The sequence below is a fragment of the Streptomyces sp. H39-S7 genome, from assembly GCF_027158205.1.
Taxonomy (GTDB): Bacteria; Actinomycetota; Actinomycetes; order Streptomycetales; family Streptomycetaceae; genus Actinacidiphila.
Genome location: NZ_JAPVLU010000024.1, coordinates 43,446 through 65,602 on the forward strand (window position 1 = coordinate 43,446; position 22,157 = coordinate 65,602).

Annotated in this window: 16 protein-coding genes; 14 read left to right on the forward strand and 2 right to left on the reverse strand. The window is 71.6% G+C overall.

What is annotated here, in order from left to right:
- The first annotated feature begins 25 nt into the window (after window positions 1–25).
- Window positions 26–1,246 (forward strand): eCIS core domain-containing protein, encoded by a 1,221-nt coding sequence (locus O3X23_RS23335; protein ID WP_269273448.1) that lies wholly within the window; start codon window positions 26–28, stop codon window positions 1,244–1,246.
- 27 nt (window positions 1,247–1,273) lie between these two features.
- Here O3X23_RS23335 and O3X23_RS23340 read toward each other — a convergent pair whose 3' ends face one another.
- Window positions 1,274–4,255, reverse strand: coding sequence for a helix-turn-helix transcriptional regulator (locus tag O3X23_RS23340; RefSeq protein ID WP_269273449.1), 2,982 nt, complete (start codon window positions 4,253–4,255; stop codon window positions 1,274–1,276).
- 125 nt (window positions 4,256–4,380) lie between these two features.
- Between O3X23_RS23340 and O3X23_RS23345 the strand changes: the two genes are divergently transcribed.
- The 3 genes from O3X23_RS23345 (at window position 4,381) to O3X23_RS23355 (ending at window position 8,122) form a co-directional block, all read left to right on the forward strand.
- Window positions 4,381–5,019 (forward strand): helix-turn-helix transcriptional regulator, encoded by a 639-nt coding sequence (locus tag O3X23_RS23345; RefSeq protein WP_269273450.1) that lies wholly within the window; start codon window positions 4,381–4,383, stop codon window positions 5,017–5,019.
- Between the two features lie 293 nt (window positions 5,020–5,312).
- Window positions 5,313–6,002 (forward strand): DUF4255 domain-containing protein, encoded by a 690-nt coding sequence (locus O3X23_RS23350; protein ID WP_269273451.1) that lies wholly within the window; start codon window positions 5,313–5,315, stop codon window positions 6,000–6,002.
- Entirely contained in the window at window positions 5,999–8,122 is a 2,124-nt protein-coding gene (locus O3X23_RS23355; protein WP_269273452.1) for an ATP-binding protein, read from the forward strand. The genes O3X23_RS23350 and O3X23_RS23355 overlap by 4 nt, the downstream gene beginning before the upstream one ends.
- Before the next feature lie 50 nt (window positions 8,123–8,172).
- Here the strand turns inward: O3X23_RS23355 and O3X23_RS23360 are convergent, their stop codons facing one another.
- The gene (locus tag O3X23_RS23360; RefSeq protein ID WP_269273453.1) at window positions 8,173–9,711 is read right to left on the reverse strand and encodes a COG1470 family protein; all 1,539 of its coding nucleotides are present in this window, start codon (window positions 9,709–9,711) and stop codon (window positions 8,173–8,175) included.
- Between the two features lie 343 nt (window positions 9,712–10,054).
- Here O3X23_RS23360 and O3X23_RS23365 point away from each other — a divergent pair, with 343 nt between their 5' ends.
- The 10 genes from O3X23_RS23365 (at window position 10,055) to O3X23_RS23410 (ending at window position 22,102) form a co-directional block, all read left to right on the forward strand.
- Window positions 10,055–11,683 (forward strand): phage tail sheath family protein, encoded by a 1,629-nt coding sequence (locus tag O3X23_RS23365; protein WP_269273454.1) that lies wholly within the window; start codon window positions 10,055–10,057, stop codon window positions 11,681–11,683.
- Between the two features lie 95 nt (window positions 11,684–11,778).
- Window positions 11,779–12,222 carry a phage tail protein gene (locus O3X23_RS23370; protein ID WP_269273455.1) on the forward strand — a complete coding sequence of 148 codons (444 nt, stop codon included), beginning with the start codon at window positions 11,779–11,781 and terminating at the stop codon, window positions 12,220–12,222.
- Window positions 12,222–12,704, forward strand: a complete 483-nt coding sequence (locus tag O3X23_RS23375; RefSeq protein ID WP_269273456.1) for a hypothetical protein — start codon at window positions 12,222–12,224, stop codon at window positions 12,702–12,704. Before O3X23_RS23370 ends, O3X23_RS23375 begins: the two co-directional genes overlap by 1 nt.
- A complete protein-coding gene (locus O3X23_RS23380; RefSeq protein ID WP_014153881.1) occupies window positions 12,701–12,859 on the forward strand; it encodes a DUF6760 family protein in 159 nt (52 codons plus the stop codon). The genes O3X23_RS23375 and O3X23_RS23380 overlap by 4 nt, the downstream gene beginning before the upstream one ends.
- A gap of 3,146 nt (window positions 12,860–16,005) precedes the next feature.
- Window positions 16,006–16,485 carry an extensin gene (locus O3X23_RS23385; RefSeq protein ID WP_269273457.1) on the forward strand — a complete coding sequence of 160 codons (480 nt, stop codon included), beginning with the start codon at window positions 16,006–16,008 and terminating at the stop codon, window positions 16,483–16,485.
- A 154-nt stretch (window positions 16,486–16,639) separates the two neighbouring features.
- On the forward strand, window positions 16,640–17,077 hold the full coding sequence (locus tag O3X23_RS23390) for a phage tail protein (RefSeq protein WP_269273458.1): 438 nt from the start codon (window positions 16,640–16,642) through the stop codon (window positions 17,075–17,077).
- A gap of 3 nt (window positions 17,078–17,080) precedes the next feature.
- A complete protein-coding gene (locus O3X23_RS23395) occupies window positions 17,081–17,803 on the forward strand; it encodes a CIS tube protein (protein ID WP_269273459.1) in 723 nt (240 codons plus the stop codon).
- The gene (locus O3X23_RS23400) at window positions 17,803–19,701 is read left to right on the forward strand and encodes a VgrG-related protein (protein ID WP_269273460.1); all 1,899 of its coding nucleotides are present in this window, start codon (window positions 17,803–17,805) and stop codon (window positions 19,699–19,701) included. The genes O3X23_RS23395 and O3X23_RS23400 overlap by 1 nt, the downstream gene beginning before the upstream one ends.
- Window positions 19,701–20,144, forward strand: a complete 444-nt coding sequence (locus O3X23_RS23405; RefSeq protein ID WP_269273461.1) for a GPW/gp25 family protein — start codon at window positions 19,701–19,703, stop codon at window positions 20,142–20,144. The genes O3X23_RS23400 and O3X23_RS23405 overlap by 1 nt, the downstream gene beginning before the upstream one ends.
- Entirely contained in the window at window positions 20,144–22,102 is a 1,959-nt protein-coding gene (locus O3X23_RS23410; protein WP_269273462.1) for a putative baseplate assembly protein, read from the forward strand. The genes O3X23_RS23405 and O3X23_RS23410 overlap by 1 nt, the downstream gene beginning before the upstream one ends.
- The last annotated feature ends 55 nt before the right edge of the window (window positions 22,103–22,157 follow it).

Below are 22,157 nucleotides of genomic sequence, written 5' to 3' on the forward strand. Positions count from 1 at the left end.
ACCCGGAGCCGCGGCCTCTCGCGCCGTGCAGCGTCGTGCGCGCGCGGCTGAGCACGGTGACGAGGCCGAGGAGCAGCGTCAGGCCCAGAACGTGCGTGAGGTGCTGAACTCTCCGGGGCGACCGCTGGACGGGCCGACGCTGGGCGAGATGCAGGCACGGCACGGTGGTGCGGACTTCTCCAGTGTGCGGATGCATGACGACGCGAAGGCGCAGCGTTCGGCGGCCGAGATCGGGGCCCGTGCGTACACCTCGGGCGAGAACATCGTGCGGGGGAAGGGCGGCTTCGACAAGAAGACCCTGGCGCACGAACTGAAGCACGTTCTTCAGCAACGCGAGGGCCCGGTCGCGGGGACGCCGACCGGGGGCGGGCTGACCATGAGCGACAAGAGCGACCACCACGAGCGGGAGGCCGAGGCCTCCTCGAACGAGGTCATGGCCGGCCCCGTGCCCGTGCAGTCGGCGCCGGGGACGGACAGCGCGGCGTACGCGCCCCTGGACGCGGTGCAGCGGTCGGCGTCACAGCCGGGGAGCGCTGAGTCCGGGCCCCTGGATGTCGTGCAGCGGGCCAAGACCAAAGAAGAGAGCTCGAAGAAATCGGGGAAGCGGAAGGCGGACCGGGACAAGGGAGAGAGTCCGCCGCGTGAGCGGCGGAAGACCCGCGCCAGCGAACGTCCTGAGGCGGATCTGGACAAGCCGACCCTGACCTTCTCCTCCTCCTATGTCGGCGATGAGATCCAGAATCTCAATTTCGACACGAACATCGGATTCCAGCAGACCGCCACCTTGCACAATCCCGCGAACGCGACATCGAGCGTCGCCGCCAACTACATTTTCTGGCAGGAGGTCACCGACTCGTTCGAGCAGGTCGTGGAGAGCGAGGGACTCAACCGGGGCCGCCGTCGAAGCCGGCGCTGGGAGGTGGACGGCCCGTTCCATCCGGACTATGACGACTGGAGCATCACCAACGGGCAGCAGGCGATCTCCTTCCACGACTCGCCCGGTTTCACCGGGAACGTGAGGATGTCCGACGGGTACTTCCTGAAGTCCTACCAGGTCCAGTTCCGCTGGAAGGTCGCCAAGAACACCGGCGGGACCCACCGGAACACGGCTGCCGGATGGACCAGCCCCGTGATGACGCACACGGCGACGTCGCAGTTCGACCCCGCGAATGCGACCGACTCGTCCCATGTCATCCATCAGGCCGCCGGAGACGCCACGTGGCAGGTCGACCTCTCCGGGACATAGAAGGCGTGAAGGGGACGGCCGGGCCGGTCACACGGGCTCTTCCGTACCGCTGTTCAGCACGGCCGGAAGGTCTGCCCGCCGCCGTATGCCGAGTTTGCGGTAGGTGCTGGTCAGGTGGGTCTCCACGGTCCGCAGTGCCAGGTGCAGCAGGCCGGAGATCTCGGCGTTCGTCCGGCCGTCGGCGGCCAGTGCGGCGATCCGGCGTTCGCCGGCGGTCAGTGAGCCCGGGCCCGTGAGGGAGGCGTTCCTGCGGCGGGTCCCGCTGGCGCGCAGGGCCAGTTCCGCGGTGCCCGACAGCCGGACCGCGCCGAGCCGTTCGGCCAGTGTCGCGGCCTCCCGGAGCAGCGGACGGGCCCGGCGGGGCTGGCCGGCGGCCGTGAGCTGGAGGCCGTGGGTGATGAGCGCGGGGATCAGCTCGACGTCGAGCGAGGTGCCGCGCAGGATGCCGACGGCCTCAGCCGTGAGTTCGAGACCGCGTCGGCCGCCGGTGGCCGCGCCCAGGACGCGCAGCGCGCGGCCCTGGACCCGGGGGGTGCCCCATACGGCGGCGTACCGGCTCTCCTCCTCGGCGAGCGCGAGGGCCGGCGGCGCGTCCCCCAGCAGGAGATGGCATTCGGCGGCGGCCGAGCGCCACGGTGTGACGAGGGGACTCTCCACGTCGCGCCCGATCTGGCGCCTGCCGCACTCCCGGAAGTCGGCCAGGGCCCCCGCCGGATCCCCGACGGACGCACGCAGGACGCCGCGCGCGTAGAGGAACCGGTTCAGCTCCCAACCTTCGTGCGTCTCCTCGACCCTGATACCGGCGATGAGCCGTCCGGCCTCGGCGGAACGGCCGCACTCGACGAGGGCGATGACGCGATGGGCCAGGAAGTTGCTCACACCGGTACGGGCCGTGTCGCCCGGCGTCCGTAAGCTGTCGGCGGTCTCCTCCAGCACCCGCTGGAAGTGGCCGCGGGCGGCGGCGGTGTCCACCCGCGAGTTGAGCAGCGACCGGTGGACGGGGTGCAGTGGCGTCAGCCAGTGCTCGGTCAGCCCGGCCCTGATGAGACGTTCGGCGTCGTCCGGCGCGTCGGCCCACTGCGTCACGGCGGCGGCCGTGGCCAGCAGGTACGGCACCAGCAGCGGCTCCTCCGGGGTCGTCAGCAGCCGCCGGATCTGCCGCACGGCCGACTCCGCGGACAGCAGCCCGGCCGCCGCCCGGTACCGGATCAGCAGGGCGCGCAGGGCCGGGTTGATGCCTTCCGGGGCGTGCTCGGCGCGCTCGCGGAGCCGCGTGTAGACGGCCCGCCGGATCTCCGGGTCGTGGTCGGAGAAGAACGCCGACGCCGTCTCGACCGTGCGGGCGAGAACGGGTTCCGCGTCCAGCGGGCCCAGATCACGCATGACGTCGAGCGCGGCGTGCGTCCTGCCCCGGTTGGCCAGGGCGTTGCCCAGGTTGACCGCGGCCAGCACCCGCTTCCTGGGCTGTTCCTGGAGGCGCAGCGCCTCCGCCAGCCGGGGTATCCCGCCGGTCCGCAGGGTGGCGAACTCCAGCGCGCCGAGTTCGGTGAGTACCGCGGCCCGGCGCTCGCGCGGCATCGGTTCGTCGAGCGCGCGGCGCAGATAGAGCGCGGCGGCGCCGGTCCTGCCGGCCCTGGACGCGTCGGCTGCCGCGTCCAGGAGGGCCTTGTCGACGGCCGCCCTGCCTCCGGCCGCGCCGGCGGGGGTGGTCCGCAGCAGATGCCCGGCCACCGCTTCGGCGCCGTCGCCCCGGCGTTGGCGCAGTTCGGCCGCGCGGTGGTGCAGGGCCTGCCGGTGCGAGCGGGGCCAGCCGTCGAGGACCGCACCGCGCAGCAGGGGATGGGCGAAGCGCGGGACGCCGGTGCCTGGGGAGCGGCTCAGCAGCCCGAGCCGGATCATCGCGGTGATCCAGCCGCCGACGCGGTCGGGGTCGGCTCCGGTGAGTTCGGCGAGGAAGTCGCCGAAGTCGTGCCCCGGGACCGGTGCGTTGTGCGCGTCGGGTCCCGGGGGGAGGCCGGGTGCTTCAGGGCCGTCGGGAAACCCGTACTCCCCCTTCTCCGTCCTCCCCTCGTCGTGCCGCTCCGGTGCCGAGTCCTCCAGCTCCGCGAGCGCGCGGGCCACCGTGGTGCTCCCGGGGCCGGTGTTCGTCAGCCACCAGGAGACCGCCGCCACGAACGCCCCGGGGTACAGCTCGGCGCAACTCTGCGGCAGTCGTGGCTCCGGGCCGCCGTTGTCCGCCCCGACCTGCGGGAAGACCACCCGCAGGTCGTCGAGGAGCGAGCGCAGCAGCAGCGGATTGCCCGCGCCCGCTCGTACGCAGCCGTCCACCCAGGTGTCGCTGGTGTCCGCGCCCAGGACGCCGCGTACCAACTCCTCGGCGGCGGCACGGCTCAGTGGCGCCACCGCGTGCATCCGGACCACGCCGGGGGGCAGCGAGTACGCGAGGCCCGGCGTGGGCGGGGCGATGTCGTACTGGCCCCGTTCGGTGACCACCATCAGGACCGGCATCCCGGCCAGCCGTCGGGCTGCCTCGGTCAGCCAGCTCCGGGAGGGCTGGTCGGCGAGGTGCGCGTCGTCCACGGCGACCAACAGGGGCGACTCGGCCGCAAGCTCGCACAGCAACCGCCACAGGCGGGACGAGGAGGTCCGGTGGTCCGCCTCCTCGGGGGCGTTGTGGAGGTCATCGGGATCGGACGGTGCGTTCAGAAGCTGCCGTACGAGGGCGAGGGGCGCGCGGGGGCACTCGGCGGAGGCGTGGACCCGCAGCACCCGCATGCCGAGCTTCGCGCCCTTTTCGGCGGCGGCCTCCAGCAGTGCGCTGCGGCCCGTCCCGGTGGGCGCGCGGAACAGGACGAGCCGTCCGGACCCGCTCAGGGCCCTCTCGGCCTCCGCTGCCAGCAGATCCAGCGCGGACTCACGTTCCAGCAGCCCGGCGGAGACGGGTCCCGGGGCCGGCGGCGTGGCCGGAACCGTCGGACTGGGCCATGGCTGATTCGATCCCACTGTCATCAGAACCTGCCGCCGATCTCGTGGTCGGTCTCGTGGTAACCCACGGTGTTGGTCGTCCCATCGACAAAGGAAGGATGGTGCGGGCATGGTCTGTTCCGTTGAGCAAGACGCGAGGTCGTATAGGCATGGTTCTTCGAAACCCGAGCAGAATCCCGGTGGAGGTCCACGCGTCCGACCCGCTCTCCCTCGACGGAGCGGTCAGCCAGCTTCGCCGGCACTCCGAGGTGGAGCTGGTCGAGGAGGGCGAGAGCCGGCCGGGCACGGTCGCTGTCCTGCTCGCCGAGGTGCTGGACGAACCCACGCTGTCGCGGCTGAGACGACTGACCCGCGCTGACGGCACCAACGCCGTCCTCGTCACGAGCCTCATCCGCGAGGCAGAGCTGCTCCAGGTGATCGAGTACGGGGTCGGCGCGATCGTCTGGCGGCGCGAGGCCACCGGCCACCGCCTTCTCCAGGCGGTCCTCGCGGCTTCCCGGGGCGACGGTGACCTTCCGTCGGACCTGCTGGGCCGGCTGATAGCCCAGGTCGGCACGTTGCAGCGCGGCACGACCAGCGTGTCGGGGGCCACGGCGTCCGGCTTGGCGCCACGCGAGGTCGATGTGCTCCGGCTGGTGGCCGAGGGGATGGATACGGGAGAGATCGCCGGCAAGCTCTCCTACTCCGAACGCACGGTCAAGAACGTCATGCACGGCCTGACGACCCGTCTACATCTCCGCAACCGCGCACATGCCGTGGCCTATGCCTTGCGAGAAGGTTACATCTGATGCCCCCTGCACCGATTCAAGGGTCCCGCGGACCGGAGTTGGGCGACGCGAGGGCAACGGGGTTGCCCTGTGGTCGTCCCCCGGGTGCCTCGCGGGGTGGGCGTCCCGGCAGCCACGATGGACTGGGCTCCGCCATGCCCAGGCGCCCGTGACCGGCCGGACCGCGATCGGTGCGGCCGGGTGAAGTGACAGGCCGTACCTGATGGTTCGTTCCGTGACGGTTCGTTCGGTGACGGTTCGTTTCAGGACGACCGGTTCCCTGACGGGCGCCGACAGTGAAGGGCAGCGCGACCGTGATCCACGAGGTGGACGACATCCTGAGAGGGCTGCTCACCCGCGGCTCCTTCGCGGGGTCCGACGTCGAGGTCGCCTTCGACGCCCCGACGCGCGACTGGGCGGCCCGGCGCAACGCGCCGACCATCGACGCGTACCTCTACGACATCCGTGAGGACACCAGACGGCGCCAGCGCGGCCAGGTGGCGCTCCGCGACGAGCAGGGGATCGCCCTCAAGCAGCAGCAGCCGCCGCGCTGGTTCCGGCTCTCGTATCTCGTCACGGCCTGGACCAAGCGCCCGCAGGACGAGCACCGGATGCTCTCCGCGGTGCTGCACACGCTGCTGCCCAAGGAGATCCTTCCGCAGGAGGACCTGACCGGCACCCTCGCCGGACTCGGCCTCTCCGTCCCGCTGACCGTCGCGGGCCTGCACACCGAGGCGCGCTCGCTCGCGGAGATCTGGTCCGCGCTCGGCGGCGAACTCAAACCCTCGCTCGACGTGGTGATCACCGCACCCTTCCTGGCGTCCCCCGACTACAAGGTCGGTCCGCCCGTCACGGAGGGGCTCGGCGTCCGCGTCCGGGGGACGGATGGCGAGCCCGCCGACAGTCCCACGCGCTACCAGAGCGCGGAGATCGTCAACGCCGCCAAGGAAGCCTTCGTGCAGAAGCACGGCACGACCGGAACGCTCCCGGAGCGGCGGAAGTGAACGACCCCTCCTCATCTCCGCTGCTCGAACGGCTCGCGGGACTGCGCGAGAGGGTGGCCTTCCTCGTCGATCGGCGCAGCGCCACGGACCCGACGGCCGCCGACCCGATGCGCGGGCTGTACCTGACGCAGGACACGGTGCGGCACCTGCTGCGCAGGCGTGAGGAGGACGCGTCCCCCTCCGGCCCGGAAGAGCCTGACCTGGCGCAGGAGACAGAAGGGGCGGACGAGTCCCCGCCTTCCGACGACGACCGCCTCCACCGGCTCGCCCACTGGCTGCGCCTGAGCCCCCTCGACACCCAGATCCTGCTGATCGCGTTGGCCCCCGACCTGGACCGCACCTTCGAGTCGCTGTACGGCTACCTCAACGACGACGTCACCCAACGCCGGGCGACCGTCACGCTCGCGCTCGACCTGTGCGGGCTGCCCGCGCACTCCGCCGTCGGACGGTCCCGGTTCCATCCGGGCGCGCGGCTGCTCGCGTGGGGGCTGATCGAGGTGGACGACCCCGAACGCCCCTTCCTCAGCCGCTCCTTGCGCGTTCCCGACCGGGTCGTGGCGCACCTGCTCGGTGACGACACGCCGGACCCGGCGCTGGAGGGGACCGTACGCCCGCTTCCGCACCGGCCCGCGGCAGGGGCCGTCAAGAGCCCGGCGAGCCCGCAGGGCACGGTGACCGCGGGCACGTCGGACAGCGTCGACCCGCTGACACGGACACTGGCCGGGCACCTCGCGGCCCGCCCGCTCACGGTCTACCTGCGGGAGCACCGCGACGGCGACGGGCTCGCCTGCGCCACCTCCGCCCTGGGCGCGGCCGGTATCCCGGCCATGCATCTCGTGCCGGGGGGCCGCTCGGGCGACCACCGCCCCGAGGAGCACGCGCCGGCGGAACGCACGAGGGGAGAGCGCCTCCCGTACCGGGAACTGCTCCGCGAGGCGCGGCTGACGGGTCGCGCGATCGTGGTGACCTCGCTGCCCGAGAAGCCCGAGGAGCTGATGCGGGCGCTCGCGGTGAACGATGTCCCGGTCCTGTTCGCGGACCCGCGCCCGTACGACCCGCAGTGGTGCGACAGCGGGCGTGATCCGCTCGTGCTGGACGCGCCCCGGCAGCGTGCCGGCGATCTCGACGCCTGGCGGGCGGCGCTCGGCCCCGAGGAGCCGCGGTTCGACCTGGCGCCGGTCGTCGCCGCGTACCGGCTCGGGCCCGGCGGGATCAACCGCGCGTCCCGCGCGGCGCTGGACCTCGCCGCGTTCGACGGCACTGAGCTGTCCGCCGCGCATGTGCGGCTCGCCGCCCGGCAGCAGTCCGCGTCGGGCCTTGAGCGGCACGCCCGCCGTATCCGGCCCGACGTCGGCTGGAACGATCTCGTCCTGCCCAGGGGCCCGCTGGCGCAACTGCAGGAACTCGTCCTGCGCGCCCGACACCGCGACCGGGTGCTCGGCGACTGGCGGCTGAGCGCGGGCGGCGGGCGCGGGCGGGGCGTGGTGGGGCTGTTCGCGGGCGATTCCGGGACCGGGAAGACGCTCTCCGCCGAAGTGGTCGCGGCGGAACTCGGCCTCGACCTCTACGTCGTGCAGCTGCCGTCCATCGTGGACAAGTACGTCGGTGAGACGGAGAAGAACCTGGAGCGGATCTTCACCGAGGCCGACCGTACGGACGCGGTGCTGCTCTTCGACGAGGCCGATGCCGTCTTCGGCAAGCGCTCCGAGGTCAGCAGCTCCAACGACCGCCACGCGAACATGGAGAGCGCCTATCTCCTCCAGCGCCTGGAGTCGTTCGACGGTATCGCCCTGCTGACCACCAACCTGCGCTCCAACATCGACGACGCCTTCACCCGCCGACTGGACCTGGTGGTCGACTTCCCGTTCCCCGACCAGGAGCAGCGCCTCGCCCTCTGGCGGCACAGCCTCGCCCATGTCCCGTGCGCCGACGACATCGATCCGGCTGGCTGCGCACGGGACTTCGAGCTGGCGGGCGGCTCGATCCGCAGCGCGGTCGTCACAGCCGCGTACGCGGCGGCGGACCGCGGCGACGGCGTATCGACGGCGGACCTGCTGGCGGGCGCCCGGCGCGAATACCGCAAGGCGGGCCGGCTGGTCCTGGACGACGTGTCCTGGTAGTCCGCGTTCGCGCCGCGGGCCCCGTGGCAGCGAGCGACGAGCCGGGGTGTCTACTTCATCGGTGCCGGGAGCCAGTCCTTGGCCGTCACGGTGCCCGGTGTGTCCTGCGTATGGACCCAGCCCAACTTCGTCTTCGCGAGAGTCGTCTCGTCGAGCACCCCGGTCTGCTCGGCGCCGAACTGGCCCTGGTATTCCTTGATCCGGTCCGTGTCGGCCTGAGTCGACTTCTCCCGGAGCTGTTTGGTCCTGCGCAGATATTCGATGTTGGCCTTCGTGTACTTCACCGTCGTGACCAGGTCGCCGTCGTCGAAGTCGCCCTGAGTGCCCCAGAGCAGGATGTTCCGCACCCAGGGCACCTCCGGACTGAGCTCGTTCGGATTCAGCGGCAGTGACTTCGTCGCGGTGAAGTGCGCCGCCAGGAGCGCGGTCATCGTGGTCCGGCCCAGGTTTCCGAGCCCGTCGGTCTTCACCAACTGGCTGAACTGGCCGTACCTCGAGTCGCTGGCCTGCTGGAAGCACTTCAGCGCCTGCCCGGTCGCCATGTCCAGCTTGCCCACCGTGTGCGCAGCCGTCAGCTTGCAGCCGCCCGCCCCCTCGGCCAGTCGTTCCTGTGCGAACTGCACGAAGAGGTTCGGCTTGTCCTTCGACGTGATGGGCAGCGGATCCCGCGCGGGTTCGACCGCGGCCGGGGGCTTCTTCGCTCCGCCTCCTCCACCGCCGGCGGCCGGCATCTTCGGCTGCACGGTGGGCGCGGCTTCCGGCGTGGGCTTCTTGGCCGGCTGCTCCGACGGTTCCCCCGGCAGCGCGGTGGCGGCCGTCTGCTGGAGCTTCTCCTGCGCGAGGGTGCGGACCGGTGCCTTGTAGGCGAGCCAGAGGATGAGGCCGGTGACGGTGAGGGCGAGCAGCAGACTCAGCGTGGTCATCAGCCACATGGGCAGCAGGGTGCGCTGCACGTAGGTGCCGTTCACCACCAGGGGCTCGAACCCCGAGCGCCGCACCGACAGCTCGTACGGCCGCTGCTGCTTCTGCCCCACCCAGGTGATCTGCCGGGGCTTGAGAGTCGCCTTGACGAAGGCGGCGCGACCGGGCGCGATCTGGACGCTGGCCGGGACGATCTCGTACGAGAGGTCGTCGCTGTTCTTGTCACCGCCGCCGATCGACGCCGTGAGCACGGTGTTGCCGAGGTTGTCGACGGCGAGCTTGGGCCGGCCCCTGAAGCGTCCCTTGACGGTCTGCGGGACCAGCTCGGCCCGCACCTCCATGAACGTGGTGAACGTGATGTTGCCCTCGGTGACCGTGGCGGCCCCGGGGTGCTCGGTGGGCAGGATGCGCACACCGTAGGGGTGCGGTCCCGCGGTCGCGTCCGGGGTACGGGGCGGTGCGACCGTCAGCTCGACGATTCCCGTGGTTCCCGGAAAGAGCCTGATGGACGGGGGTTCCACCGAGACGTACGGTGCGATGTCGCCGACCGCCTCGAAACGGTACTCGTCGACGATGTCGCTGGTGTTGCGCAGACGCAGCCGTACGGTGGTGCTGCTGCCCGGGTCGACCGTGGTCGAGGCGGGCTCCAGGGATGTCCAGGTTGTCACCCGATGGACGCTACTGCCCACGGGAGAGGCGGCATCAGAGGCAGCCGGGTAGCGCCGCTGCCCGAAAGGTAGCGCTCGCTGCCCTCGAACACCCCCGCGTCCACCTGTTGTCGAGGGGGGCGGGACCGCGCCCGAGGCCGAGCCGCACGGTGCGGCACCTGGCGCGGCACGGGTACGGCCCGCGGGGAGCTCCGGTGACGGCGGCGGCCCCGCGGCCCTCTTCACCTTGCCCCTGGGGACATAGTCGGTGCCCTGGGTAAGGCACTGGAGGACGTATACCCGGTCACGCACCGGCCGCGAGGGTGGGTCTGGTCTTGTCTTGGTACCCCGAGGAGAGCAGAGCATGCCGTCTTACCTGTCGCCGGGCGTATACGTGGAAGAGGTGGCCAGCGGCTCTCGTCCCATCGAGGGGGTCGGCACCTCGGTGGCCGCATTCGTCGGGCTGGCGCCCGAGGGCCCACTGAACGAACCGACGCTGGTCACCAACTGGACGCAGTACGTCGCCTCCTTCGGCGAGTTCACCGACGGCTACTTCCTGGCGCACTCGGTGTACGGCTTCTTCAACAACGGCGGGTCCGCCGCCTATGTGGTCCGGGTGGGCGGGACGCCCGGCGGAGTGGCGGGCGCGCCGGGCGAAGGCGCCGACCCGGTCGGCGGACGGCGTGGCCGGTCGTCGGTCGCAAGCGGTGCGGCGGCCCCCGCCGCGCTCACTGCCGGGCAGGCGCAGGCACTGGGGACGTTCAAGGTGTCGGCCGTCGCACCCGGCGAGAGCGGCACGCTCAGCGTCGAGGTCACGGACGCCGAGGGCGAGGGCCCCGCCGAGCGGTTCCGGCTGCTGGTCAAGGACGGCGCGAAGGCCGTCGAGACCTTCGACGTCTCGGCGAAGAAGGGCGCCCGCAACTATGTGGTCACCCAGGTCAAGGAACACTCCAAGCTGATCTCCGTGCAGGAGGGCGTCGCGGCCTCGCAACTCGCCCGCCCCGACAACCAGACGGTCGCGCTCGAGGCGCCGGTCGCCGCCCCGCAGACCCCCGCGGTCCCGGACGCGGTGGAGGACGAGTCCGTCGGCATCGCCGAGTACCTGGGCGACTCCTCGGACCGTACCGGCTTCGGCGGCCTCGAAGCCGTGGACGAGATCTCGATGGTCGCCGTCCCCGACCTGATGGCCGCCTACCAGCGCGGCGCGATCGACCTGGACGCCGTGAAGGCCGTCCAGCTCGGTCTGATCGCCCACTGCGAACTGATGGGCGACCGGCTCGCGATCATCGACCCGCCGCCCGGCCTCAATGCCCGGCAGATCAGGGTCTGGCGTCTGGAGACGTCCAACTACGACTCCAAGTACGCCGCGCTCTACTACCCGTGGATCAAGGTCTTCGACCCGGCCAGCGGCCAGTCCCGGCTGATCCCGCCGAGCGGTCACATCGCCGGTATCTGGGCCCGCAACGACTTCGAGCGCGGCGTGCACAAGGCCCCCGCCAACGAGGTCATCCGCGGCGCTGTCGACCTGGAGATGCAGATCACCCGGGGCGAGCAGGACCTGCTCAACCCGATCGGCGTCAACTGCATCCGTACCTTCCCCGGCCGCGGCATCCGCGTCTGGGGTGCGCGCACCCTCTCCTCCGACCCGGCCTGGCGCTACCTCAACGTCCGCAGGTACTTCAACTACCTGGAGGAGTCGATCCTCAACGGCACGCAGTGGGTCGTGTTCGAGCCCAACGACCAGGCGTTGTGGGCCCGGATCAGGCGGAACATCTCCGCGTTCCTGGTGACGGAGTGGCGCAGCGGGGCCCTGTTCGGCGCCACGCCGGAGGACGCCTACTACGTGAAGTGCGACGCCGAGACCAACCCGGTGGAATCGGTGGATCTGGGACGGGTCATCTGCCAGATCGGTGTCTCACCGGTCAAGCCGGCGGAGTTCGTGATCTTCCGGCTGGCCCAGTTCTCCGGCGGCAGCGGCGAGTTGGAGGAGTAGAACGTCCCACACCCGCGAGCTTCCCTTGACAGCTCGTTCAGCTCGTTCAGCTCGTTCAGCCACAGGCCCCAGCACCAGTAGAAGGAACGGCTTTCATGAGTCTCTCTCAGGGTGACGCCCTCACAACCCACAACTTCGGCCTCCAGATCGACGGAGTCATGGTCGAGTACCTCCACGCCGTGGGCGAGGTGGGGATGGAACAGGACGTCATCGAGTACCAGCAGGTCTCGGCGAACGGCCAGCCGATCACCAGGAAGATGCCCGGCGTGAAGAAGGCCGGGGAGACCACGGTCACGCGCGGTATGGAGCAGTCCACCGCCTTCACCGAGTGGATCAACGCTTCACTGCGCGGCGACATGGGCTCGGCCCGCAAGAACGCGAGCATCATCTACATGGACTACCAGTACAACCCGGTCCGCCGTCAGCACCTGCGCAACGCCTGGTGCACCAAGGTGATGGGCGCGGCGGCGACGGCGGGCGAAGCCTCCGTGATGACCGAGACCGTCACGATCGTCTACGAAGAGCTGGTCACTGAGTAATGCGCCGCGGACCTGCCAGGCCCGCCATCGACGCCGCTGCCGCCACCTCCGCTTACGCGGACGTGGCGGCCCCGGCCGTCGCACCGGCGGAAGCACCGCCCGCACGGCAGCAGTTGCGAACCGAGTTCGCGTTCGAGTTGCCCCGCGGGTACGTGGACGACATGGGAACCGTGCATCGCGAGGGCGTGATGCGACTGGCGACCGCCCGGGACGAGCTGATCCCGCTGCGGGACATGCGGGTGCAGGAGAACCCCGCGTATCTCTCGGTGGTACTGCTCGGCCGGGTCATCACCCAGTTGGGCACCGTGGCACACATGCACGACGGTGTGGTGGAGAACATGTTCGCCTCCGACCTCGCCTTTCTGCAGGACTTCTACCGGCAGGTCAACGCCGAGGGCCACACCAGGGCCGGCGTCTCCTGCCCGCACTGCGAGCAGCCGTTCGAGGTCGAGCTCGGCGGGAGCCGCCTGGGGGAATCGTGACGTACGCGACCGACCGGATCCATGAGGAGATCGCGTACATCGCTTACCACTTCCACTGGAACTTGGACGACATCCTGGACCTCGAACACCGTGAGCGGCGGCGATATGCCGAGCAGATCGCCACGTTGGTGACGCGTGCTGCAACGGAGCGGTGATGGGCATATTCGACCGGGTCAAGGGCCGGGAGCGGGGCGGGGGCGGTACCGTGCCGAGCCCCGTCCACGAGGTGTCCGCCGGCGACGGTGCCGCTGCGAGCACCGGCGCCGGGGAAACCGGTGGTTCCGGTAGTTCCGGACGGGGACGTGGCTGGGCCGGCCTGCCACCGATCCAGCGCGCGATGCTGGAGCCGTCGCGGCAGACGGTCGCGTCCGCGGATTTCGCCGGCTCCCTGAGCACCTGGCAGAACCCCTCCTTCTCCGGGACGCTCTCGCACGCCGTCCTGGACGGTGCCCCGACCGGTCTCATCAAGGACACGCTGTCGTTCGCCGGGGGGTCCGGGCCGGGCAGCCCCGGCGAGACCTGGCTCTCTCCGCCGGCCGCTGTCGTCGAGCACCGTGACGGAGGGGACGGCGATGCGCGCGGTCCGGCCCGCGCGCAGAGTCCCTCGGTCCAGCGCGCCCTGGGTCCGCGGGGCGCCCCCGCACGGCCCCGGCCGCGGCCCGCGCCCACGGCGCTGACCCGGGCTTCCGCCCCGAGCGCGGGGCAACGCAGGGCGCTACCCGCGGTGGCAGTGGTGGCGACGGCGCCGAGCAGGACGACGGCTGCCCCGGCAGCTGCCGGGGCAGCCGCACGGACGTCCGCGCCCACCTCCGCACCCACGTCTGCTCCGACGCCTGTCCGGGTGTCGGAGCCCGCGTCCTCGTCGTCCGCCAACTCCTCACCGGCGCCCTCCCCCAGCTCTCCTCTTCCTCCTCTCCCGCCTCCCTCCGTGACCCCGGCGGCCGCTGTTCGCGTCCAGCGCTCGGAGGGGGATCAGGACGGCCCCCGCGGCGGCTCGGCGCGGATCGAGCCGCCGGGCCCCCGGCGGTCGGGTCCGACGGGCGAGCCCAAGGCAACGCCCCCTGCGGACCGGACCCCTCCGGCTCACACCACCTCATTCCCCGTACAGCGACGTGAGGCGAGCGCTCCCGGCCCGGCGGCCGGACCGGCGGCCCCCGCGCCCCCTCGGCGCCCGAGGCTCGGGCCTCCGCTGTCGGGACCTGTGGTTTCGCCGACTTCACGGGCACCGCACACTGCACCGACACCGCAGCCTGCGCCGACCTCGCAGCCTGCACCGGTACAGCAGCGTCATGACAGCGCCGGCCCCGTCGTGCGACCGTCCCCGCAAGGACCGAATCCGCCCGTGGCTCCGCCGCCGGGCATCTCCGGGGGCGAAGCGCCGTCGAGTCGGGTGAGCGCGTCCGGCGATGACGGGAACGGCGGAACGCCGCCCGTACAGAGGACACCGGCAGCCGGGCCGCCCGCTGTGGCGCGCCCGTCCGGGACGTCCGGGACGTCCGGGACAGGCACGCCCGGCGCCAGTACACCCGGAGCCCCTGCGTCCGGGCCTCGTCCTGCCGTCCGGCCGAGGCTGGGCGCTCCGGTGAGTGGACCTGTCGGCGGTCAGGCGGCGAACCCGGCGGCTGCCCCGGCCGTGCGTCGCCAGATCGGTGCCCCGGCTCCCGGTGGCACACCCCTCGTGCAGAGGTCCCCGATGTCCGGCGGGCCGCCGAGTACCCCGGTGCCGCCATCCGTACGGCCGGCCGCGCGGCCGGCTCCGGACCCCGCTGCGCCCGCTACCACTCCCCCACCGGAGTTGCCCGTACAGCGGCGCGACCTCACTGACCGCGCGTCATCGAGTGAGCGTCGGGCGACACCCACCGGGGCCGGTTCGGCCGGCCCGGTCACCGGAGCCGACTCCTCCAAGTCCCTCGACTTCCCCGCAATCTCAAGCCCTTCCCTTTCCGGTACGGGTGCGAGCGGCGCCGTGCCACAGCCCGGCACCGCCGCCGGGCGTCCCGTCGTTCCGACGCGTGCGCAGTCCGCGGCGACGCCCGGTGCGGCTACGGGGACTGCCGCCGGCCCGCTGCCGGTGCAGCGGCTCGCCACCCCGGGGAGAGCCCCCAGTGGTGACGCGCCGACGCCGAGCGGCCCGGGTGGTGGGTCCGGCCCTGCGGGGAAACCGCCGCTGGGACGGCTTCCCGCGCCTGGCCCTCGTGCGAGCGCCCCTCCGGTTTCTCCACGTCCGGCTGCGGTTCGCAGTCCCGGTCCGGCAGCCACCGGTCCGGCAGGTGGTGGTGGCGCGTCGGCGCCCAGCGCTCCCGTTCGGCCGCCGATCGGCACCGGCGGGAGCGGCGCCGACAAGGCGACGCAGTCGACGAGTTCGACGCGGCCCGTTGTGGCGAGCGGATCCGGAGTCCCCCTGTCGGTGGGCGCGCTTCCGACGCAGCGGGCAGCAGTGCCCACCGTGCCGGTGCGGTGGCCGGGAACGACCTCCGACGCCACGCCCGTGAGTCGCCCACGGTCGGTGCCGGTACTCGGTGCCCGTCCCGCTTCCGGTTCCCTGCCCGTTTCCCTGCCCGGTTCCGCGGGGGGAGAGCCGCTGCGCCCCGCCGTGAACGCCGCATCCGGATCCGGTCGTCCGGGTGGCTCGCCGCGAGTGCAGCGGTCGTCCCTTGCCCCGGCCCGCACCTCCGCTCCGGCCCCCCGTACCTCCGTGGCCCCGACGAGCGCCCTGCCATCCGTGGTGCGGGCGCCCGCCGTACCCCTGGCGTCGGCCGACGTGTCATCGGCGTCGCGGCCACAGCCGATTCGGGTCGCCCCGCTGGTGGGGTCCTCAAGGCCGGTCCCGGTTGCCGGGTTCACACCGTCGCCGACGGGCAACCCTGCGGCGGCCGCCTCTCCGCGCGCTGTGCAGCGGGCCACCGCTCCCGGAGCACCCGCGCTCCCGGGCGTCCGCAGTGCCGTACGACCGCCGTCGCCGGCCACCGCGCCGCCGACGCATAGCGCCCCGACTCCGGTGCGTCTGCACCGCATTCAGACCGCGACCACCGGCAGCGGCACCGGCACCGGCACCGGCACTGCCACCGTCGGCACTCGTCACCCTGCCGTGCAGCGTTTCGTGGCGCCGTCGCCGGCCGCCCCGTCTGCCACGGTCCGTCCGGTGCCGCGGACAGCCGCCCGTCCCCTGACCACTCCCACCGCGGCGCCCGCGCGACGCGGCGACGAAGGGCACCATCCCCATAGCGTCACGTCGGTCCTCCCGGTCGTTCAGCGCTCCGCGTCGGCGCCGCCCGTCCCGGGCGGGACCGCCCGTCCGCCGGTGAGGGACACTCCCGACGGCTCCGGTCGCTCCGATGCCTCCGATGCCCCCAGAGCTTCCGCTGATGCCCCGACCGCCTCCGTGGCCCGGCCGGTCCGCAGCGCTGTCGTGTCCCTGGCGCCGACCCGGCCCGTACCGGCCGCCGCACTCCCGGTGCAGCGGGCGGCGCCCGCTGTCCCGGCCGGGCGGCCCTCTCCGGCCGCGGCGCCTACGCCGGCCCGCGCAGCGGCCCCCGCCACCGCGCGGGTGTCCGCCCCGCGCCGCGCCACGTCCGTCGCGGTGCAACGCGGTGGCGACGGCGGGGGGTCCTCGGACAAGCCCGCGCCCTCCGTGACGAGCCAGTTGAAGCCGCGTGAGTTGAAGGAGGACCAGGTGGCCGAGCTGGTCCACCGGCTGATCGGGCCGATGACACGGTTGCTGCGCACCGAGCTACGGCTCGACCGCGAGCGGATCGGCAAGCTGCGCGACCCACGCCACTGACGGGCCCGCGAGAGCCGAGCCGCACGACCTGTCACGTAGCCCGTAAACCGTGAGCCGTAAGCCGTAAGCCGTGAGCCCGTAAGTCCAGACCCCGCCCCATGCTCCACCGCCTCAACCCCGAACCCCGCGTGGAACCGCAGGAAGGCCCCACCCGATGCCCCAGGAACTCGACGCAGGCTCCACCATCTTCTTCAACCTCACCATCGACGGTGAGAGCCTGGGCAACTTCAACGGTTGTGAAGGGCTCTCCTCCCAGGTCGAGATCGAGCAGCGGCAGGAGGGCGGCAACAACGGATTCGTCTGGCAGCTGCCCACCCGTGTCACCTTCTCCAACATCACGCTGACCCGGCCCCTCACCGAGGCCACCGCGAAGGTGGCGGAGTGGATCTCCTCCGTGACCACGGGAGTGACCCGGCCCACCGGACAGATCGCCGCGCTGCGCGCCGACGGCTCGATGGTCGCCCAGTGGGGGCTGATCGACGTACTCCCGGTGAGCTGGCGCGGTCCTTCCTTCGACCCGGGCAGCCCCGCCGTGGCCACCGAGGTCCTGGAGATCGCCCATCACGGATTCACGGACGCGGGGGAGGTGTAGCCGATGAAGCTCCCCAGCTTCGGCATCGGCGACAGCCTGGTGCGGGCGACGCTCGCCATCCATCAGCCACCGATCGGCAGCAGCACCCGCCCCGGCGCGCTCATGAAGACGTTCAACTTCGACTTCAACCCGTCCCAGTTGTCGCTCACCCGCAGGGCTCTGTGGAAGACCACGCCCACCGCCGCGGTGCGGGACGGCGCGGTCCCGGAGTTCATGGGGCCCGAGCCCCGGGAGATGACGGTCGAGATCTTCCTCGACCGCTCCGACAACCCGGACAGCAACGACGTGCGCAAGAAGGTCGAAGCCCTCTTCTCCTGCTGCGAGACGACCACCGCCAGCATCGCGGCGAACCAGCCGTCGACCCCGTGGGTGGTCTTCGAGTGGGGTGCCTTCTCCACCGCCCGCTTCAACGCGTACGTCGCCTCCGTGGAAGCCACGTACACCCTCTTCAACACCAATGGGATGCCGATCCGGGCCGTCTGCCAGGTGAACCTGCACGAGATTCCGAGCAGCACTCTCGGCCAGAACCCCACCTCCGGCGCGCTCACCACCCGCCGGGTGCACCGGGTCGTGGCCGGCGACTCGCTCCCCCTCCTCGCTTGGCGCGAGTACGGGGACGCCACCGTGTGGCGCACGATCGCCGAGGCCAACGGCATCGACGACCCGAAGGCGCTGACGCCCGGTGTGGAACTGATGCTGCCCGCCGCGGAAGAGGTCGGCGTCTGATGTCCGACATCGGCTTCTCCAACATCCTCACGGTGCAGATCGCCGGCACGAAGCTCAAGTCCCCGGAGAACAGGAAACTGGTCGCGGGCCGGGTCGACTTCGGCGCGGGTGTGCCCGGCGCGTTCCAGCTCACCTTCCGCGACGAGAAGAAGGACATCCTCGCCAAGCTGAACGTCGAGATCGGCGTGCCCGTGGTCATCGCGCCCCTCTCCGACGGCAAGGGCACGCCGCTGATCACCGGAGAGGTCACCGCGCTGGAGACCGACTACGACCGCACCGGCACCTTCACCATCATCCGCGGTTACGACAAGGGCCACCGCATGCTGCGGCAGCGCAGGGTCGCGGCGTACAAGAACAAGACCGCCACCGAGATCGCCGTCGAGTTGGCGCGCAAGAGCGGCCTTCCGATGGGGAAGACCCAACCGACGAAGGGCCAGTACGAGTTCATCAGCCAGGCCAACGTCACCGACTGGGACTTCGTCCAGCGGCTCGCGGACGAGAACGAGATGGTGATGTCCATCAACTCGAGGGGCAGATTCCAGTTCGTCAAGCGGCAACGGGCGGCGCTGGCTCCCCCGGAAGGTATGCCGGGCAAACAGAGCGCGTTCGTCCTCAAGGGCGGCGAGGAGATCCTGCGCTGCCGCGCGGCGATCACCTCGGCCGATCAGGTGACCGCAGTCGAGGCGCGTGGCTGGAACGTCACCACCAAGCGGCCCCTCGTCTACAAGGCGCCCGCTCTGGACAACCCGGGCTACGCCATCGGTGCGAAGCCGTCGCAGGCGTCCAAGACGTTCGGCAAGGCCGAGCTCGTCGAGACCGGCACGCCCTACGACAAGCTGGACGAGGTCAAACACGCCGCCGACGCCCTGTCGGACGACGTGACCTCCTCCTTCGCCGAGGTGGAGATCACGGCGCGCGGCAACACCGAACTGCGGCCCGGCGTCGCCGTCACCCTCAAGGACGTCGGCAAGCCGTTCCAGGGCAAGTACACGATCACGGCCGCCCGCCACACCTTCGGCGACCAGGAGCACTACCAGACGTTCCTGGACGTCAGCGGGCGTCAGTGGCGTTCGCTGTACGGGCTCACCTCCGGAGGCGGCGGGGCGGGTCCGGCCAGGCTGCCGAGCGTCGCCAACGCCCTGGTCACCGATATCAAGGACCCGTTGAGGCAGGGCAGGGTCAAGCTGAAGTTCCCGTGGCTGGACGACATGTACGTCAGCGACTGGACCCGGACCGTCCAGTTCGGCGGGGCCAAGGGCGGCAGCATGATCTCCCCGGACGTCGACGACGAGGTGCTGGTGGCGTTCGACCGCGGCGCCCTGGACCACCCGTACGTCATCGGCGGGCTGTACAACGGCGTCGACAAACCGGACCCCGTCGACGTGCCGGTGTACGACCCGACGCGCGGCAAGGTCACCCGGCGCACCTTGGCCGACCGCAGCAACAACCGCATCGACCTGCTCGACCAGAGCGTCGGCCTCAAGCGCGGGGTGCGGCTCTCCACCGGCGACGACCGGCTCACCATCAATCTGGACCGGACGAGGACCGAGATCGTCGTGGACAGCAAGGGAAAGGTCTCCATCAGAGGGTCCGCCGCCGTGGCCATCAACGCGGGCGGCAATCTCTCGCTGAACGCGGTGGGTTCCGTGACGATCCGCAGCGGCGGCCTGATGAACATCAACGCGGGGACCACCCTCTCCGTGAACTCGGGCGGTGTCGCGTCCGTGGCCGCCGGCGGGGCGCTCACCCTGAGGGCCGGTGCGGCCATGTCCTTGACGGCGGGTGTCTCCCTGCAGATGACCGCTGCCATCAACATCGGCCTGCAAGCGGCCACGATCAAGTCCACCGGCCTCCTCACCTCCAACCTGAAGCCGGTGCTGACCGTGGGGGGAATCTGATGGCAGAACAGTTCGTCGGCTCCGGATGGGCGTTCCCGCTGCGCATCAGCCCCACCGGCGGTATCGCCCTGGTCAGCGGGGAACGCGAGGTCGAGGAGGCCATCCGGCTCGTCCTGTCCACCGCGCCCGGAGAACGGCCGATGCGCCCCGAGTTCGGCTGCGCCATCCACGACATGGTCTTCGCGCCCGTCAACGAGGCCACTGCGGGCCGCATCCAGCACGAGGTGCACAGTTGCCTGGACCGCTGGGAACCGCGCATCGAGGTGGATGACGTCGCGGTGACGGCCGGCGCGGAGGACGGTGTGCTCTTCATCGACGTCCGCTACTCGATCACGGGCACCAACAACCCGCGCAGCCTGGTCTTCCCGTTCTACGTGATCCCCTCCCACGACGGGCCCGAGGGGTCCGGCACGCCCGACGAGCACCTTGGAAGCGACCGCTGATGGCACTGCCCTCCCCGAACCTCGACGACCGGCGCTTCCAGCAGTTCGTCGACGACGCCAAGCGCTACATCCAGCAGCGCGCCCCCGAGTGGACCGACCACAACGTCTCCGACCCGGGCGTGACCCTCGTCGAGACGGTCGCCCACATGGCCGACCAGATCGTCTACCGGCTCAACCGGGTGCCCGAGAAGAACCACCTCGCGTTCCTGGACCTCATCGGGATCACCCTCTTCCCCCCTTCCGCGGCGCGCGCCGATGTCACGTTCTGGCTGTCGGCGCCGCAACAGCAGCCCGTCGTGCTCGCGACGGGCACCGAGGTCGCCACGGTCCGTACCCAGACCGAGGACGCGGTGGTGTTCGCCACCGAGCGCGAACTCACCGTGGTGCCCTGCGAGCTGTCGTACCTCGTGGTCCAGTGGGCCGATCAGGAGGCGGTCGACCGCACCTCGGACCTCACCGAGTCCAAGGACGTGCACTGCTTCACGGACGCTCCGCGCCCCGGTGACCGCATGCTGTTCGGGCTCAGCGCCGCCGTCCCCGAGTGCGTGGTCGTCCTGGAACTCGACAGCCAGGTGGACGGTGTCGGTGTCGACCCCAGGCAGCCGCCGCTCGTCTGGGAGGCGTGGACCGCTGACGGCTGGGCCGGCTGCGACGTCGAACGGGACACCACCGGTGGACTCAACCGCCCCGGCGAGGTGGTGCTGCACGTCCCCGGCGGACACGCGCTGTCCCGCACCGGGCGGCGCGAGGCGGGCTGGCTGCGCTGCCGGGTCACCGAGCCGAAGGAGGGCCAGCCCTTCTACACCACCTCGCCCACCATCCGCTCCGCCGAGGCGTTCAGCATCGGCGGCACCACCGGCGTCGTGCACGCCGAGACGGTTCGGGACGAAGCGCTGGGCGAGAGCACCGGTCTGCCGGGCCACCGGCTGCGGCTGGCCAACAGCCCCGTCGTCGGCGACGCGCAGCCGCTGCTCCTCCAGATCGCCGAGCGCGACGGCTGGGTCGACTGGGAGACCGTCGGCCACTTCGCCGCCTCGGGCCCCGACGACCGGCACATCACCCTGGACGCGACCACCGGTGAGATCACCTTCGGCCCCTCCGTACGCGAACCGGACGGCACCCTTCGCCAGTACGGGGCCGTACCGCCCAAGGGTGCGCCCATCCGGGCCCGCCGCTACCGTACGGGTGGCGGAAAAGGGGGCAACGTCGCCAGGGGTGCCATCCAGGTCCTGCGTGACTCCATCCCGTACGTCTCCGACGTCCTCAACCGGGAGGCCGCACGCGGTGGGGTCGACGGTGAGACCGTCGAGGAGGCGAAGATCAGGGCGCCCATCACGATGAGTGGGCAGGACCGCGCCGTGACACTGCGGGACTACGAGGAACTCGCGCGCCGCGCGGCGCCCGAGACCGCGCGCATCACCTGCCTCGCGGCCGAGCCGGACGAACACGGCGCGCACGCCGTCAGGGTGCTGGTCGTCCCGCAGGCCGTGTCCGACCCGGGCGGCCGACTGCGCTTCGAGCAACTCGTCCCTGGGGACGCCCTGTTGGGGCGCATCACCCGGTTCCTGGACGACCGGCGACTGATCGGCACCCGGCTGGCGGTCGGACCGCCGTTCTACCAGGGAGTGACGGTCGTCGCGACGGTGCACGCTTTCCGCGGCAGCGACACCGACCGGGTCCGGCGGCAGGCGCACGACGCCCTGTACCGCCATCTCGACCCGTTGACCGGAGGAGCGCACGGCACGGGCTGGCCCTTCGGCCGGCCGGTGCAGGCGGGCGAGGTGTTCGCGGTGCTGCAACGGGTGCCCGGCGTCGAGCTGGTGGACGAGGTGCTGCTGCATGCCGCCGACCCGCTCAGCGGCAGGCGCGGCGACCCCACCGAGCGGATCGATCTCGAACCCTCCGCGCTCGTCTTCTCGTTCGACCACCGCGTCCGGGTGATAGGAGACGCGTCGTGAACCCCGGCGGGAGCACGCGCGGCTCCGTCGACGGGCTGGGCTCCTCGGCACCGCT